Raw genomic sequence first — 15830 nt, 5'->3', positions numbered from 1 at the left:
AGAACGGGAGGAAGAGAATGACGAACCTGATCACCAGGCGGACCTTCGTCGGCGGTGTTGCCGGCGCTGCAGGCGTTGCCGCTCTCGGCGGTACGAGCTTCGCTCAAGCCAATCTGCCGACGAGCCCTGTGACCCTCAACATCATCGACGTGGCCGGCAATCTCGCGCTGACGCAGAAATCCATCGAGAACTATCGCAAGGCGAAGCCGAACCTCGTCTCGCGCATCACCTTCACCAAGGCGACCGCGCCCGAGCTCGCCGGCAAGATCAAAGCGCAGCAGGATGCGGGCCGGGTCGACATCGACCTCGTGCTCACCGGCACCGACGCGCTCTCCGCCGGCATCGAGCAGAAGCTCTGGGTCGAGTTGATCCCCACCCATGCCAACGCGCTGCCGAAGCTCGACGACATCTATCTTCCGGCTGCCGCCAAGATGCAGGGGCTCGCCAAGGGACAGGGCGTCGTCGTGACCTACTATCCCTCCGGCCCGCTGCTCGAGTACATGCCCGACAAGGTCAAGACCGTGCCGACCACGGCCGAGGAGCTGCTCGCCTACACCAAGGCGAATCCGGGCCGCTTCATCTATGCGCGCCCTGCCAATTCCGGTCCGGGCCGCACCTTCATCATGGGCCTGCCCTACATCCTCGGCGACAGCAACCCGCAGGATCCGGCCAAGGGCTGGGACAAGACCTGGGCCTACCTGAAGGAGCTTGGGCAGAACATCGAGTACTACCCGTCCGGCACCGGCGCGGTGATGAAGGAGCTGGGCGAAGGTTCCCGCGACATGACCGTCTCGACCACGGGCTGGGACATCAACCCGCGCGTGCTCGGCGTCGTGCCGAAGGAAGCCAAGGTGGCGGCACTCAAGGGCTTCCACTGGGTGGCGGACGCTCACTACATGTGCGTGCCCAAGGGGCTGGCGAACGAGAAGGTTGCGGTGCTCCTCGACCTGATGAGCTTTCTGCTCACCAAGGAGCAGCAGGCCTATACCTACGACGAGGGTTACTTCTATCCGGGTCCGGCCGTGAAGGGCGTGACCCTCGACATGGCGCCGCCTGAGAGCCAGGCCGCCATCAAGGAATTCGGCCGTCCCGAATACGAGAAGTGGATCGCCGAGAATCCGATCGAGCTGCCGCTCCAGCCCGAGCAGATGGTGGTCGCCTTCCGCATGTGGGACGAGCAGGTCGCCGCCGGCAAGCGCAAGTAAGCAAAAGGGACCCGCGATGACCATCGCCCTCTCTCAATTCGATGAAGTGCGGCTCGATCGTGTGAGCCGCGATTTCGGGGCGCTCAACGCCTTGCGCGATGTCTCCCTCTCGATCCGGCGGGGCGAGTTCATCGCCCTGCTCGGACCCTCGGGATGCGGGAAGTCGACAACGTTGAACTGCATCGCGGGTCTTCTTCCTGTGACGGGCGGAGCGATCTGGCTCGACAAGAACCGGGTCGACACGCTTCGCCCCGAGGAGCGCGGGTTCGGCATGGTGTTCCAGAACTATGCGCTCTTCCCCCATCTCAACGTCCGCCAGAACATCGGTTTCGGTCTGAAGATGCGCGGGCGGCCAAAGGCCGAGATCGACCGCAAGGTCGACGAGGCCCTGAGCCTCGTCCGCCTGCAGGGGCAGGAGAACAAGCTGCCGGGCCAGCTCTCGGGCGGCCAGCAGCAGCGCGTGGCGATCGCCCGCGCCATCGTCATCGAGCCGCCCCTGGTGCTGATGGACGAGCCGCTGTCCAACCTCGACGCCAAGCTGCGCCTCGAGATGCGCGCGGAGATCCGCCGCATCCACAACGAGCTCGGGGCGACGACCATCTACGTGACCCATGACCAGGACGAGGCCCTGTCGCTGGCGGACCGGATCGTCGTGCTGCGCGACGGCGTGGTGCGGCAGGTCGGTTCGCCGAAGGAGCTCTACGAGGCGCCCGCTCATTTCGACGTGGCCGACTTCATGGGCTTCCGCAACAAGCTGAAAGGGAAGGTCGTCGGCATCGAGGGCAACCGGGCCATCCTCGACGTGGAGGGCGCCAGGATCAGCGGCGTCGCCCGTGAGCGGGTTTCCGTCGGCTCGACGGCCTATGCTGCCATTCGATCCGACGATCTCGAGGTCGGTGAGGCCGGGCCGAACGCCATTGCTGCGACCGTCGACACCATCGAGTACCGCGGCCGCGAATTCGTCGGCACCGCGCATTCAGCCGGCGGACTCGATTTCGTGTTCCGCTCCCACGTGCCGGTGGAGCTGGGGGCCAGGGTTCATCTGCGGACGGAGGACGAGCGCATCCTCGTCTTCGCGGAGCCCGTTCAGGGGAGGCAGTGATGGACACCCTTGCTCACGCATCTCCCGTGGAACACGGCCCCAGCCTGGGCCAGCGGCTGGCGGCCCGCGGTTTCGATGCGGTGACCCTGCTCGTCGTCCCCGCCGCCATCTTCAGCCTGCTCCTGTTCGTCTATCCCTTCGCGTTCGGCTTCGTCCTGTCTTTCGAGCCGAAGGCCGGAGGCGACTGGCTCGCCAATTACAGGCGCTTCTTCTCGGACGCGTTTCTCTACGACACGATCGCCAATACGCTCTGGCTCGCGATTCCGGTCACCCTCGTCAATCTGCTGCTGGCCATTCCGATTGCCTTCCGCGTCCGCCTCATGCGCAATCAGCGCCTGCTGACGACGATCCTCGTTCTGCCGATCACCCTCGGCACGGTGCTGGTGGCGGAGGGCCTGCTGAACTATCTCGGGCCCCAGGGCTGGTTCAACCGGACCCTGATGACTTTCGGCCTGATCTCCCAGCCGCTGAAGCTCGTCCACAACTACTGGGGCGTCTTCGCATCCCTCGTGATCACGGGCTTTCCATTCACCTTTCTTCTGACCCTGTCCTATGTGACCGGCATCGATCCCGCGCTGGAGCAGGCGGCTGCGACCCTCGGGGCCAGCGCGTGGCAGCGCTTCCGCCACGTCTATCTGCCGCTGCTGATGCCGGGCCTCGCCATCACCTTCTGCCTCTCCTTCGTGCAGGCCTTCTCGGTGTTTCCCTCGGCCGTGCTCCTCGGCGAGCCGGCGGGGTCGACCCGCGTCATCTCGATTGCCGCCGCACAGGCGGCGTTCGAGGAATACGACTATTCCATGGGCTCTGCGATCGCGATGATCATGGGCTTCGTCCAGCTGGCCATCGTCGTTGCGGTGCTCGCCTCGCGCGGGCTGTTCTACCGCGGCCCTGCCTCCGGCGCGAAAGGATAAGCCGATGATCCGCGACACCACCATCGGCGCCAAGCTCTGGGCCGCGGCCGTCTGGGCGACCATAGGCTTTTTCGTCCTGAACCTGATCGCGATGATTGCGACCGTGGTGACGAGCTCCTTTGCCACCCGCTGGCTCGGCACCTGGCTGCCGGCCGGCTGGACCACGCGCTGGTACACCTCCGCCTGGAGCGAGTTCCAGCTCTGGGATGTGCTCGTCGTCACATTCCAGGTCATCGCGGCCGTCGTCTTCATCTCCGGGGCACTGGGCGTGACCGCGGCCTATGCCCTCGCCCGCCGGGACTTCCCGGGCAAGCGCCTCCTCGTGCTGCTCTTCCTGCTGCCGCTCCTGATCCCGCCGATGACCTTCGGCATCCCGCTCGCGACCGTGCTCTACCAGACCGGCCTTGCGGGCACGTTCTGGGGCGTGGTGGCGGCCAATCTCGTGCCGACGGTGCCCTTCGTGATCCTTGTCATGATTCCGTTCATCGAGCAGATCGATCCTAAAGTGGAGGCGGCCGCCCGTGTGTTCGGGGCCAACACCTTCAAGCTGTTCATCTATGTGCTGCTCCCCCTGCTCCTGCCCGGCATCCTGGCGGCGCTGCTGCTGGTTCTGGTGCGCACCATCGCCACGTTCGAACTGACCTTTCTCGTGGCAGGCCCCACCAGCCAGACCCTCGTGGTGGCACTCTACTACGCCGTCTTCGCGGCCGGCGTGCGCGCGGTGCAGTCCATCGACGCCATGGCGGTGATCTATATGGTCACGACCCTCGTATGGCTCATCATCGCCCTGCGCTTCGTCAACCCGACGCAGATCGTCACCCGCGCGAAGCAGCAGCCGGCGCATTGAGGATCCGATGTCAGACCGTCTGAACGACGACATGCTCCCCGATCTGCCGGCGGATGTCCGCCGCCCCGCCTATGATCGCAGAGCCATCGGAACAGGCATCGTCCATCTCGGCGTGGGGGCGTTCCACCGGGCGCACCAGGCCGTCTATACGGACGATGTGCTGGCGCAGGATCCGCGTTGGGGCATCGTGGCCGCGAGCCTGCGCAGCCCCGACACCTACGATGCGCTGCAGCCGCAGGACGGGCTCTATACCCTGTCCGTGCGCTCCCAGGAGGGGGAAGCGCTGCGGGTGATCGGATCGATCCGCCGCGTGATCGTCGCGCCGCGGGAGATCGAGAGCCTGCTTGAGGTGATGACCGATCCGCAGACGCGCATCGTCACCCTCACGGTGACGGAAAAGGGCTATTGCCACGATCCCGCCACTGGCGCTCTGAATGAGGCGCATCCGGACATCGTGCACGATCTGGCCTATCTGAGAACGCCGAAGTCTGCACCTGGCTTCATCGTCGAGGCCCTGCGCCGCCGCCGCATGAACGGCGTGCCGCCCTTCACGGTTCTGACCTGCGACAACCTTCCCGCCAACGGGCGCACGGTGAAGCGGGTTCTCACGCGCTTTGCCGAGCTGGTAGATCCGGAGCTCGGCCGGTTCGTCGCGGAGGAGGTCTCCTGCCCGTCCACCATGGTCGATCGCATCGTTCCCGCGACGAGCGACCAGGATCGGGAGCGGATTGCCCAATCGCTCGGCGTGGCGGATGCCTGGCCTGTAGTCACCGAACCCTTCACGCAGTGGGTGATCGAGGATCGCTTCCCGCAGGGACGACCCGGCTGGGAGAAAGCTGGTGTCGAGTTCGTGAGCGACGTAGAGCCCTATGAGCACATGAAGCTCCGGCTTCTCAACGGCAGCCATTCGACGCTTGCCTATCTCGGCTATCTTTCTGGCTACGAGACCGTCGCCGATGCCATGGCGGACGAGGCCTTCGTCCGGCTGATCCGCGGCCTCATGGACGAGGAGGTCACGCCCACGCTCCACATGCCGCCGGGTGCCGACCTGGAAGCTTACAGGAGCGCCCTCGTCACGCGGTTCAGAAACCCGGCTCTGAAGCACCGCACCTGGCAGATCGCCATGGACGGCTCGCAGAAGCTGCCGCAGCGCCTTCTCGGCACCGTTCGGGATCGGCTGCAGGCCGATGCCCCGATCAGGCGGCTTGCGCTCGGCGTTGCGGCCTGGATGCGCTACGTGACGGGCATCGACGAGAAGGGCGCTGCCATCGACGTGCGCGATCCCATGGCGGCACGCCTACGCGCGCTGGCGGATCGGGCCGCGGGATCGGCCGAGAGCCTTGCAGGCGAGTTGTTCGCGGTGCGCGAGGTCTTCGGGGATGATCTGCCCCGCGACCCGCGCTTCACCGGCACGGTCACGGAAGCGCTGGCGCGGCTCTTCGCGCAGGGCGCCAGGCGCACGGTGTCAGACTGGATCGAGCCGGGACGGTAGAGCCGGCCCCAACCCATGCCGGCAGGCGAGCCCGGCTGCTACGAGGTTATCATCATGGAACAGACCTGGCGCTGGTTCGGACCTGAGGATGCGGTCCGACTTCCCCATATCTGCCAGACGGGGGCGACCGGAATCGTCACCGCCCTGCATCACATCCCCTATGGTGTCGTGTGGAGCGTGGAGGAGATCGAGAAGCGCAAGGGCGAGATCGCAGCCGATCCCTCGCTCGGCCTGCGCTGGAGCGTCGTGGAAAGTCTGCCGGTTCACGAAAGCATCAAGATCGGCGAAGGCGATCTGACGCCCCTGTTCGAGAACTACCGCGAGTCCTTGCGCAACCTCGCCCGGTGCGGCATCACAACGGTCTGCTACAACTTCATGCCCGTGGTGGACTGGACCCGCACGGAGCTTGCCTACCCCCTCCCGGGCGGCGGCACGGCCCTGCGCTTCAACCTGCATGAATTCGCTGCCTTCGACTGCTACATGCTGCAGCGCCCCGGCGCGGAGGCGGATTACGCCCCGGAGGTGTTGCGTCGCGCGAAGGAATGGCACGACCGCTCGTCCGAGTCCGACCGGCGCAAGCTTCTCTCCAGCATCATGGCGGGCTTGCCGGGCGCCTTCGACCGCTACGACATTCCGGGCCTGCGCGTGATGCTCGAGCGCTACCGCCACATCGATGCCGATGCCCTGCGCGGAAATCTCGCCCGCTTCCTGCGGGAGGTGATTCCAACGGCGGAGGAGGTGGGCATCCGGATGTGCATTCATCCCGACGACCCGCCGCGCCCGCTCATGGGTCTGCCGCGCATCGTGTCGAAGGAGAGCGATCTGGCCTTCATCCTCGATGCGGTGGATTCGCCCGCGAACGGCCTCACCCTCTGCAGCGGCTCCCTGGGAGCCAATCCGGCCAACGATGTTCCGGCCATCGCGCGGCGCTTCGCGAACCGCATCTGGTTCGCCCATCTGCGCAACGTGGCGAAGGAGCCGGACGGCTCCTTCATGGAGGCCGATCATCTCGGCGGCGATACGGACATGGTGTCCCTCATCACCGTACTCCTGGAGGAGCAGGGGCGCCGCAAGAGCGCCGGAGAGTCGCATTGGCGCATTCCGATGCGCCCGGACCATGGACATGAGCTTCTCGACGATGTGGGCAAGCCCACCCATCCCGGCTACCCGGCCATCGGGCGCCTGCGGGGCCTTGCCGAGCTGCGCGGCGTGATGAAGGCCGTCTCGGCCCTGCGCGGCCTGCCGCTCTAGGGCATCGTCACGGGCGGGGAGCCAAGCGGCCCCTCCTTGCATTCGCGGGACGAACGGGCTCTCCTATGGCTGGCCACCGGGCGGGCGGCTGCAAGGATGAGCCCGCCCTCGAGAGACGACAGGACGACTCGATGCTCGATGTTCATCAGGCAGTAGTGAGCGTGCAGCGCGCCTGGGCTGCAGGAAACCAGCCCGGCGCGACCTTGGAGGCTGCCGGTGAGGCCTTCGCGAAAACCGTGGGATACCGCCTCTACACCGTGACGCAGATGCTGAGCGGCGGGCTGGAGGTCGAGCGCATCTACACGACGAATGCCGACGTCTATTCCGTCGGCGGTCGCAAGCCCATCCTGCCCAATGCCTACACTCAGCGCATCTGCGGCGAGATGAAGCCGTTCCTTGCCAGGACTCCCGCAGAGTTCGCCCCGCTCTTTCCCGATCACGAGACGATTGTGAGCCTCGGGCTGGGAAGCGTCATGAACCTGCCGGTCCTCTTCAATGGGGCGGTGCTCGGAACCGTCAACCTCCTCGACCGCGAGGGCGCCTATGACGAGCGGCACGTCGAGCAGGCCATGCTGATCGCGCAACAGATTGTGCCGGTGCTCCTGGCACGGGCCTGCAAGGAATGATGGCGGCTCTCCGGACAGCGCCGCATGACCCTGCGATACCTGGCACCGAGCCAAGGGGAGATCCGCGCGCTGTCGAGGCTGGGGATCGCATCACCCCTCATCCGCTCTCCATTTACCTTATGTCTTAAAGCTTTGGCGACCTCTGTCTGGTAATAAAGTATCGGGACGAAGGGCCCGATTCATAAGGACAGAACAATGGCTTTGACGGGGCGGTTCAATCTCCGGAAATCCCTTTCCGGACGGATCATTTTGCAGGTCGAGGAAGAAGTGGAGAGCGCATGGGGGCTCTTCTCGCGCAGGAAGCTGCGCAGGCGCTGGCGGGACGCGAAACCGATGGACCTGCCCGCCACCGAGCTGCGCGCCCTGATGGATCTGCGCAACCGCCCCCGCTTCTCCGCGCAAGCGTTCGAGCCCACGCTGACCATGCGTCCAACCCCCGGGCAGACCGAGGAGAGGATGCCGATGCCGAGCGATCCGGCTTCCCAGGACGAAGCCAAGGCATTGACCGCGCATTAGGGTGCCATCGGCTTCCCGACGGAGACAGAGGTCGGGCAGCCTCGCCCTGCAGGGCCGGATTGTTCCCGGAGGTCCGGCTTACTAAGTCCGTGGCCTCCGGGTCCCCAAGGTACGGATGAGAAAGGCGGCGGTGTCCCGAGGACTCCCCTCGGCATCCAGAGCCCGCCGTCGGAGTGGCAGGCCTGAACCTAACACCAGCAACCAAGCACTTGGGAATAGGGGATCTTAGGCGAAAGAGGCTTTTTCGGGTGCCGAGACAGTGGCGGAGGGAGCGGGATTCGAACCCGCGATACGGTTTCCCGTATACACACTTTCCAGGCGTGCGCCTTCAACCACTCGGCCACCCCTCCAGCATGAGCCGGCAGGCTCAGGAACCTCCCGTGCCGGCTTCGAGCCGGCAGAGGTTTTCCGCTCTGCGTGCGGAGCGCTCGTGTATCGCTAAATGGGGGAGGAATGCAAGACCGAACTTGGGGCAAGCTATCCTGAATCGCCTTTGCTATTGCGACAAAAGGCTCTAGATAATGACCTCTCTGTTCATAGAGGTATCCTCCGGTGAAGTTCCTCGCGCGTAGCCTTGGCCTTTTGCTGATCGCCGCCGGATTCGTCGGCCTGGTGATCGATGGAACACGCTCCATCGTCAACAATGCTGTATCGTTCGCGCCGCTCGGGCGGGTGGCCGGCACCCTGTTCCCGAACAGCCTGTCGGGGCTTGAGGGAAGCATCGCTCAGCGGGGCTATCCGTGGCTGTGGGACCCGATCGCGACCAGCCTCCTCCAGATGCCGGCCTCCGTGACCGGCTTCCTTCTCGGTGCCCTGCTGCTCTGGCTGGGCCAGAAGCCGCTGGAGCCGATCGGCTACCTGGCGGGCCGCTGAGAGCCTTTCACGGCAAGGTGACGAGCGCCGCCACTCCCCCTCGCGGAGCGCCGTGACTACATAAGCGGGATCACGCGAGGGACTTCCATGTTCAGCTTCCGCAAACGAGCCGACCTGCCGACCGCCGCCGAGGCCTTGCCGGGCCGGTCCAGCCCCCTTCCGACGGCCGACCGCCACTTCGTCAACGGGCGCCCGCTGCAGCCGCCCTATCCGGAGGGCATGCAGAAGGCCGTGTTCGGCCTCGGCTGCTTCTGGGGTGCCGAGCGCAAGTTCTGGCAGATGGGCGACGGAATCTGGATCACCGCGGTGGGTTATGCGGCCGGCATCACGCCGAACCCGACCTACGAGGAGGTCTGCTCCGGCCTCACAGGGCATAACGAGGTGGTGCTGGTGGTCTTCGACCCCCGACAGGTGTCATACGAGGCCCTGCTCAAGACCTTCTGGGAGAGCCACGACCCGACCCAGGGCATGCGCCAGGGCAACGACGTCGGCACCCAGTACCGCTCCGGGATCTACGTGTTCGACGAGAGCCAGCGCAGGGCCGCCGAGGCCTCCCGAGCGGCCTATGCGAAGGCGCTCGCGGCCAAGGGCTATGGACCGATCACCACGGAGATCCTGGAGGCAGGCCCGTTCTACTTCGCCGAGGATTACCACCAGCAGTACCTGGCGAAGAACCCCAACGGCTATTGCGGCCTGGGGGGTACCGGCGTCTCCTGCCCCATCGGCGTGGGCGTCGCGGCCGAGTAGGTCTGCGCCCAAGCATGGGAAGGCTTGAAGGAGGAGCCGCGTCCTGAGGGCGCGGCCCTTTCGTGTTGCGTCAGGGCGCTTCCAGAACCCGGCGGCACTCGGTGGGCAGCTGCGCCATCGTCAGGGGCGGGCGGGGCTTGCCCGGCTTCGGGTTCAGCATTTGAGGGGTGAACCAGGCGGCGAGCTCGGCACCGCACCCGTCGCCGCCCGGGGGCGGGTCCTGGTCCGAGCAGCCGGTCTCGCCGGCCGGGCAGGCGAGACGGATATGGAAGTGATAGTTGTGGCCCCACATGGGCCGCACCTTTGACAGCCAGCCGCGGTCTGGACCCGCTTCCCGGCAGAGCGCCTTCTTGATCGCCGGGTTCACGAAGATGCGCGCCACGCCCCGCTCCTGGGCCGCAGCGCGGATGAGCGCCGTGTGCTGCGGCGTCCATCGGGCAGGGTCCACGTCGAGCCAGTCCTCGCGAACCACGTTGGTGGCCGACATCTCCTCCCGCTCCGCCCGCGACAGGCGCCGGGTGGGCATCGGCGTGAGCCAGACATCCGCATCGAGACCGATCTGGTGCGAGGCGTGGCCCGTGAGCATGGGCCCGCCGCGGGGCTGCGAGATGTCGCCGACGAGCAGTCCTGGCCAGCCGTTGATCGAGGGCACCTTCGCGGCGAAGCGCTGCAGGAAGCCGATCAGCTCCGGATGCCCCCAGTTGCGGTTGCGGGAGAGGCGCATGACCTGCCAGGTCTCCCCGTCGAACGGGATCGCCGCAGCGCCCGCCACGCAGCCTTTGGCATAGCTGCCGATGGAGCGGGAGCGCAGATCGGCGGGCGTGGCGCGGCGCCCGAACAGCTCCTTGGCGGCGAGGTTCGGATCACCCGGGTTGGCGAGCGGCGGCAGGGGCTTGGGATCGAGGGTGCCCTTGTCCTGGGCGACGGCGGTGCCGCCGGCAGCGAGGGCGAGGATCATGGCGAGGAGTCGAATCGCGTTCATGCGGGAAGGCTAACCCGCATTGCGCGAGCGAGGAACGTAGCGGACGAGGCCATCTTGTCGCTCTTCGGACGAAGGGCCGGAGGGATGCTCCGGCCCTTCATGCCTCAGTGCCTGGGCTGCGGGCGGCCCTCATAGGGCCCGCGCTGGCTCACATGGCCCGGCCCGAGCGTACGCTTGTCGTGCCCGTTGCCGGTGCGGCGCATGGTGGGCTGGTAGCGTGGCGTCGGGCGCTTGACGGGGCGGCTTCGACGGGAGGATGCCGCGGGTCGCATGAACAGGGCCGCAATGCCTGCCGCAACGCCGGCCAGCACCGCCGCCGTGACGAAGGGGTGAAGCTGCGCCTCGAGCAGCAGGCTGGTCTTGCGCGGTTCCCCGGGAAGTGACGAGTAGATGTCTTCGTCCTCGCGGGCTTCGTAGAGGTTGTCGCGCATGGCGGGGCGTTCCGGCTGGTCCGTGGTCTGCGAACCGTAGCCCGTCCATTCCATGGCCTTGTCCACGAGGCGGGGTGCCACCTTGCCCATCGCGCCGATGACCCAGCCGCCGAACCCGACGGTGATCTCGCGCCGCTGGTGCTCGGCTGAGAACACGATGGCCTTGGCCACGAGATGGGGATCGTAGGCCGGCGGCGGAACGGCATTCTCCCGGTCGAGATAGTTGCGGGCATGCTCGACGTAAGGCGTGTCGATGGACGAAGGCTTGATGAGGGTGATCGCAATCGGCGCGCCCTGGTTCTCAAGCTCCATGCGCAAGCCGTCGGTGAAGGCTTTGACGGCATGCTTGGAGGCCGAATACTGGGCCTGCAGGATCATGGTTCTCTCGGACAGCACGCTGCCGACATTGATGATCGTGCCGCCACGCCGACGCATGTGCTCCGCCGCGATCAGCGAGCCGTTGACCACGCCCCAGTAGTTCACCTCGAAGAGGTGCCGCTGATCCTCCAGCGGCACTTCGGTCAGGCTGCCGTAGACGGCGACCGCCGCATCGTTCACCCAGGTGTCGAACCCGCCGAACGTGTCGATCGCCGTGCGCGCGACCCGCTCGAGATCCTCCCGGCGGCTCACGTCGGCCGCGACTGCTACGGCGCGGGTGTTGCCCTGGCTGAGTTCGCCGGCAATCCGGCGCAGGGCCTCCTCGTTGCGTGCCACGAGAACGAGCCCCCTGGCGCCGCGCTCGGCGAACAGGTGCGCCGTCGCAAGTCCGATGCCGCTGGACGCGCCGGTGATGACGACCACCTGCTCCTCGACCGGCTTCTGGCGAAACGCCATGGCAATCTCCTCCCTATCCTCAAGGTTTCACGAACGTGGATCAACGTGAGGCCGGGAGGCGGGTTCCTAAGGCAGCGCTTGCTGCAGGGGGGCAAAGCCTTGGAAACGCTGGAGGAGGGGGCTTCGAGCCGGAACCGGGCTTTCAACCCGAGCGTTGCCTTAGGATCCCACGGATGAAGGAGCGACATGATGCAGACGACGGCACAAAGTGGCGACGTTCGCGAGACCCAGAGCTTGATCGCCAGCGACAAGGTCGAGGGTACGCCGGTGCGCCGCTCGGATGGCGAGAAGATCGGGACCATCGAGCGCGTGATGATCGAGAAGCGGTCCGGCAAGGTGGCCTATGCGGTGATGAGCTTCGGCGGCTTCATGGGCCTGGGCGAGGAGTACTACACCCTTCCCTGGGGCGTGCTGAAGTACAACACCGAGCTCGACGCCTATGAGCTGAACCTGTCGGAGGATCAGCTCCGCGGCGCTCCCCGCCGCAGCGCGGAAGGGCATGATGCCTCCTACGACCGCGAGTGGGAGGAGCATGTCCATCGCTACTACAATGCCACCCCCTATTGGGGCGCCAGCGATCCGATGAGCACCGGCCGCTAGGCCGGCTCCCCCCAATAAAAAATCGCCCGGCTTCCACCGGGCGATTTTTTATGCGCACACACCGGGCGCCAGGCGGAGCCTGTCCCGGTGCGGGCGGCATGGTTGGCTCAGCGCTTCGACTTCGAGGGGCTCTTGCGGGAGCTCGACGAGCGGGAGCCGGAGGACCGCTTCGCAACGGTGCCGGACTTCTTCGTGGAAGAGGTCCGGCTGGTCGCGGCGGCCGCGCGCTTCGGAGCCGACTTGGACGCGCTGCGCGACTTCGAAGCCGAGGACTTGGCTCCGCCGCGGCTGGAGCTGCGGGACGCAGAGCTCTTGGACGCGGAGCGGGATGCGCCGGAGCGCGACGAAGACGAACGCGACGAGGACTTCCGGGCGGTCGAACCGGTCGACTTCGCGGAGGTCCTCTTGGCGGTGGTCTTCTTGGCTGCGGACTTCTTCGCAGTCGACTTGCTGCCGGACTTCGCCGAGGACTTCGAGGCCGATTTGGTCGAGGTCTTCTTGGCGGCCGTCTTCTTGGCAGTGGTCTTCTTCGCGCCGGACTTCGCCGAAGACTTCGAGGCCGACTTCGAGGTCGACTTCGCTGCGGTCTTCTTCGTGCCCGAGCTCTTCTTGGCGCCCGAGCTCTTCGAGCCGGACTTCTTGGCGCTGGAGGAGCTGCTGCGCGAGCTGCTCTTCTTCGCGGTCTTCTTGGTGCTGGTCGCACCGGTGTCACCCGTGAACAGCATCGTCAGCGGGTTCTTGGTATCTGTCGGCATTGCCGCCTCCTTCAAGGGCCTTCGCGTGCAACCGTCACGCTTGCAAGGCAACGTCGTTATACCAACGCGGTTCCGAATACCGGAAAGTGTAGACAGTAGAATGCGCACTTTTTCTGTGGATATTTTGTCGGCGCCATCTCTCAGCACTTGCAGGTGAAAGACTCAAGTTCGGGTGTGCGCTGAGGAGCTTAGGGACTCCGCATGAGCCTGTCTGCTGGTCGCAAACAGATCGGCAGCGCATCCCCGGCGATCTGGAAATTCATTTTATATCAAAGGCTTGCGCAGTCAGATAAGATGATTTTGCGCGCTCTGCGAGTATTCGGATGTGTTCGTCTGCGTTCAACATACCATCGCAAATTCCCTCCACTTGGAGAGGGATGAGGGTGCCTCTCGCACCGTCGCGCGATCGTCCGACGCGCATGCAGGAATTTTCGTCCGGAGAGTCGGCATCGAGTGAAAGGATGCGCGGCTGTCTCAGAATCAGGATCGTGAATCGTCGACGCGAGCAGGAAGCCCGCGCCTGTTCGCGGAGCCTTGCTCATGCGCTCCTAGGTCGCTGCGGATGGCGAGGCCGGGAAGGCTTCACGGCGGGGAAGGAGCAGGGTAATCGAGGGGGGAGGATTCCCACCGTCGGTTCGTCGTGCCCCATCGCAGCATCCTTGCCGTCGTCCTCTGGATGAGCGGCGCGCTCCTCTCCTTCTCCGCAACGGCGATTGCGGTGCGCGCGCTTGCGCCGGCCTTCTCGATCTTCGAGATGCTCGCGGTGCGCAACGCCGCCGGGGTCCTGATCCTGCTCGCCCTCGCGCTGCTCAAGCCCGAGTTGAGGCCGGGCCTGAAGCCGCGGCGCTTCAGGCTCCACCTGATGCGCAACGTCCTGCACTTCGCCGGCACTGACGGCTGGGCTTACGGGCTCACGCTCCTGCCGCTCGCCACCGTCTTCGCGCTCGAATTCACCACGCCGGCCTGGGTGGCTCTGCTTGCGATTCCGCTGCTGAAGGAGACGATGACGCGAGGCCGTCTCGTGGCCGTGATCCTGGGCTTCGTCGGCATCCTCGTGATCCTGCGGCCGGGGCTGGAAACCTTGCAGCCGGCCAGTTTGCTCATGCTGGGCGTCGCCCTGAGCTTCGCCCTCGTGGCGATCATGACCAAGCGGCTCACCATGACGGAGACCACGTTCTCGATCCTGTACTTCATGAACCTGCTGCAGCTGCCCATGAACCTCCTGGGCGTGAGCCGCGCCTTCTGGCTTCATGTCCAGCCGAGCCACGCACTGCCTCTCGTCGGCATCTCCGTCGGCGGGCTTCTCGCCCATTACTGCCTGACCAACGCCTACCGTCAGGGCGACGCCACCATGGTGGTGCCGCTCGACTTCATGCGCATCCCGCTGATCGCCCTGGTCGGCTGGCAGTTCTACGGCGAGGCGCTCGACCCCTTCGTCTTCCTCGGGAGCGGCTGCATCATCGTCGGCCTGCTCTATTCCCTGCATCGCGAGGCGCGATCCGCATGAGCTGGTCGCCGCAGCAGGATGCCGCCCTGAAAGCCGTCGCCGAGTGGCTGCGCCGCGGCGATCGTCCCGTGTTCCGCCTGTTCGGGTATGCAGGCACCGGCAAGACGACGCTGGCCAGGCACATCGCCGAACATGTCGACGGGGAGGTGGCGTTCGGAGCCTATACCGGCAAGGCGGCGCTCGTGCTGCGCACCAAGGGCTGCCGGGAGGCCTCCACGATCCATTCCATGATCTACCGCTCGCGGGAATCCGACGAGAACGGGCCGCAATTCGTCCTCAACCGGCAGAGCCCGGCTTCCAAGGCCGACCTCATCATCATCGACGAGTGCTCCATGGTCGACGAGGAGCTGGGACGCGACCTCCTCTCCTTCGGCCGGCCCGTGCTCGTGCTCGGCGATCCGGCGCAGCTGCCTCCCGTGAAGGGCGGAGGCTTCTTCACGGAGGGGGAGCCCGACGTAATGCTTACCGAGGTGCACCGCCAGGCCAAGGACAACCCGATCATCCATCTCTCGATGAAGGTGCGCGAGGGAGGCCGTCTCGAGCCCGGCACCTATGGAAAGAGCCGCATCATCCGCCGGCGCGAGATCGATGCGGCGGCCGTCATGGCGGCCGATCAGGTGCTGGTCGGCCTCAACAAGACCCGGCGCCTCTACAACACGCGACTGCGCGAGCTGAACGGATACCGCGATCCCATGCCCGCAGCGGGCGAGAAGCTCGTCTGCCTGCGCAACGACAAGACCAAGGGCCTCCTCAATGGCGGCACCTGGAGCATCCAGGCCCTGCGCGGCATCCGCAACGACTTCATCCGCATGGACGTGCTGCCCGACGACGATGCGCGCCGTCGTTCCGTGGAGGTGGCCGTGCACAAGGCGTTCTTCGAGGGCACCGAGGAGGAGGTGCCGTTCGTGCTGCGCAAGGAATCGGATGAGTTTACCTATGGGTATGCTCTCACCGTGCACAAGGCCCAGGGCTCGCAATGGGACGATGTCGTGCTGTTCGACGAGTCCTATGCCTTCCGCGAGCATCGCAGCCGCTGGCTCTACACGGCCCTGACGCGGGCTGCCGAGACGGTCACGGTGGTGATCTGAAACGAGGCGTCCGTCGAACGGGAACCCGATCAAGCTCGAGCGCTTATGCTCCAGGTTGGACGG

Annotated in this window: 16 protein-coding genes and 1 tRNA gene; 14 read left to right on the top strand and 3 right to left on the bottom strand. The window is 65.9% G+C overall.

Annotated features, from left to right (window positions below):
- Nucleotides 1–17: 17 nt before the first annotated feature.
- The 8 genes from GR303_RS09210 to GR303_RS09175 all read left to right on the top strand — a co-directional run bounded on the left by GR303_RS09210 (nt 18) and on the right by GR303_RS09175 (nt 7950).
- Nucleotides 18–1205, top strand: coding sequence for an ABC transporter substrate-binding protein (locus tag GR303_RS09210; protein WP_161722220.1), 1188 nt, complete (start codon nt 18–20; stop codon nt 1203–1205).
- 16 nt (nt 1206–1221) lie between these two features.
- Complete coding sequence (locus GR303_RS09205; RefSeq protein ID WP_161722221.1) at nt 1222–2307, top strand: ABC transporter ATP-binding protein; 1086 nt, start codon at nt 1222–1224, stop codon at nt 2305–2307.
- On the top strand, nt 2307–3218 hold the full coding sequence (locus GR303_RS09200; protein WP_201751982.1) for an ABC transporter permease: 912 nt from the start codon (nt 2307–2309) through the stop codon (nt 3216–3218). The genes GR303_RS09205 and GR303_RS09200 overlap by 1 nt, the downstream gene beginning before the upstream one ends.
- A 4-nt stretch (nt 3219–3222) precedes the next feature.
- The gene (locus GR303_RS09195) at nt 3223–4065 is read left to right on the top strand and encodes an ABC transporter permease (protein WP_161722222.1); all 843 of its coding nucleotides are present in this window, start codon (nt 3223–3225) and stop codon (nt 4063–4065) included.
- A 7-nt stretch (nt 4066–4072) separates the two neighbouring features.
- The gene (locus GR303_RS09190; RefSeq protein ID WP_161722223.1) at nt 4073–5557 is read left to right on the top strand and encodes a mannitol dehydrogenase family protein; all 1485 of its coding nucleotides are present in this window, start codon (nt 4073–4075) and stop codon (nt 5555–5557) included.
- 54 nt (nt 5558–5611) lie between these two features.
- The gene (uxuA, locus tag GR303_RS09185) at nt 5612–6808 is read left to right on the top strand and encodes a mannonate dehydratase (protein WP_161722224.1); all 1197 of its coding nucleotides are present in this window, start codon (nt 5612–5614) and stop codon (nt 6806–6808) included.
- A gap of 131 nt (nt 6809–6939) precedes the next feature.
- Nucleotides 6940–7434, top strand: a complete 495-nt coding sequence (locus tag GR303_RS09180; protein WP_161722225.1) for a GAF domain-containing protein — start codon at nt 6940–6942, stop codon at nt 7432–7434.
- Nucleotides 7435–7629: 195 nt separating this feature from the next.
- Nucleotides 7630–7950 (top strand): hypothetical protein, encoded by a 321-nt coding sequence (locus tag GR303_RS09175; protein ID WP_161722226.1) that lies wholly within the window; start codon nt 7630–7632, stop codon nt 7948–7950.
- Between the two features lie 260 nt (nt 7951–8210).
- Here the strand turns inward: GR303_RS09175 and GR303_RS09170 are convergent.
- A tRNA-Ser gene (locus GR303_RS09170) sits at nt 8211–8300 on the bottom strand.
- A 202-nt stretch (nt 8301–8502) separates the two neighbouring features.
- Here GR303_RS09170 and GR303_RS09165 point away from each other — a divergent pair.
- Complete coding sequence (locus tag GR303_RS09165) at nt 8503–8823, top strand: PetM family of cytochrome b6f complex subunit 7 (RefSeq protein ID WP_161722227.1); 321 nt, start codon at nt 8503–8505, stop codon at nt 8821–8823.
- Between the two features lie 87 nt (nt 8824–8910).
- Nucleotides 8911–9570, top strand: coding sequence for a peptide-methionine (S)-S-oxide reductase MsrA (gene msrA, locus GR303_RS09160; RefSeq protein ID WP_161722228.1), 660 nt, complete (start codon nt 8911–8913; stop codon nt 9568–9570).
- 70 nt (nt 9571–9640) lie between these two features.
- Here msrA and mepA read toward each other — a convergent pair whose 3' ends face one another.
- Together mepA and GR303_RS09150 are read right to left on the bottom strand one after the other, a co-directional pair.
- Nucleotides 9641–10552: a penicillin-insensitive murein endopeptidase gene (gene mepA / locus GR303_RS09155; protein WP_161722229.1), complete on the bottom strand. Its 912-nt coding sequence runs from the start codon at nt 10550–10552 to the stop codon at nt 9641–9643.
- A gap of 104 nt (nt 10553–10656) precedes the next feature.
- A complete protein-coding gene (locus GR303_RS09150; RefSeq protein ID WP_161722230.1) occupies nt 10657–11817 on the bottom strand; it encodes an SDR family oxidoreductase in 1161 nt (386 codons plus the stop codon).
- A gap of 189 nt (nt 11818–12006) precedes the next feature.
- Between GR303_RS09150 and GR303_RS09145 the strand changes: the two genes are divergently transcribed.
- The 4 genes from GR303_RS09145 (at nt 12007) to GR303_RS09130 (ending at nt 15767) form a co-directional block, all read left to right on the top strand.
- On the top strand, nt 12007–12417 hold the full coding sequence (locus tag GR303_RS09145; protein WP_161722311.1) for a PRC-barrel domain-containing protein: 411 nt from the start codon (nt 12007–12009) through the stop codon (nt 12415–12417).
- A gap of 102 nt (nt 12418–12519) precedes the next feature.
- Nucleotides 12520–13329 (top strand): hypothetical protein, encoded by an 810-nt coding sequence (locus tag GR303_RS09140; protein WP_161722231.1) that lies wholly within the window; start codon nt 12520–12522, stop codon nt 13327–13329.
- Between the two features lie 483 nt (nt 13330–13812).
- Nucleotides 13813–14679, top strand: a complete 867-nt coding sequence (locus GR303_RS09135) for an EamA family transporter (protein ID WP_161722232.1) — start codon at nt 13813–13815, stop codon at nt 14677–14679.
- Nucleotides 14676–15767, top strand: coding sequence for an ATP-dependent DNA helicase (locus tag GR303_RS09130; RefSeq protein ID WP_161722233.1), 1092 nt, complete (start codon nt 14676–14678; stop codon nt 15765–15767). The genes GR303_RS09135 and GR303_RS09130 overlap by 4 nt, the downstream gene beginning before the upstream one ends.
- Nucleotides 15768–15830: the final 63 nt, after the last annotated feature.

It is taken from the genome of Microvirga arsenatis, assembly GCF_009910705.1.
Lineage (GTDB): Bacteria > Pseudomonadota > Alphaproteobacteria > Rhizobiales > Beijerinckiaceae > Microvirga > Microvirga arsenatis.
This window is presented reverse-complemented; position numbering and strand designations above follow the sequence as displayed.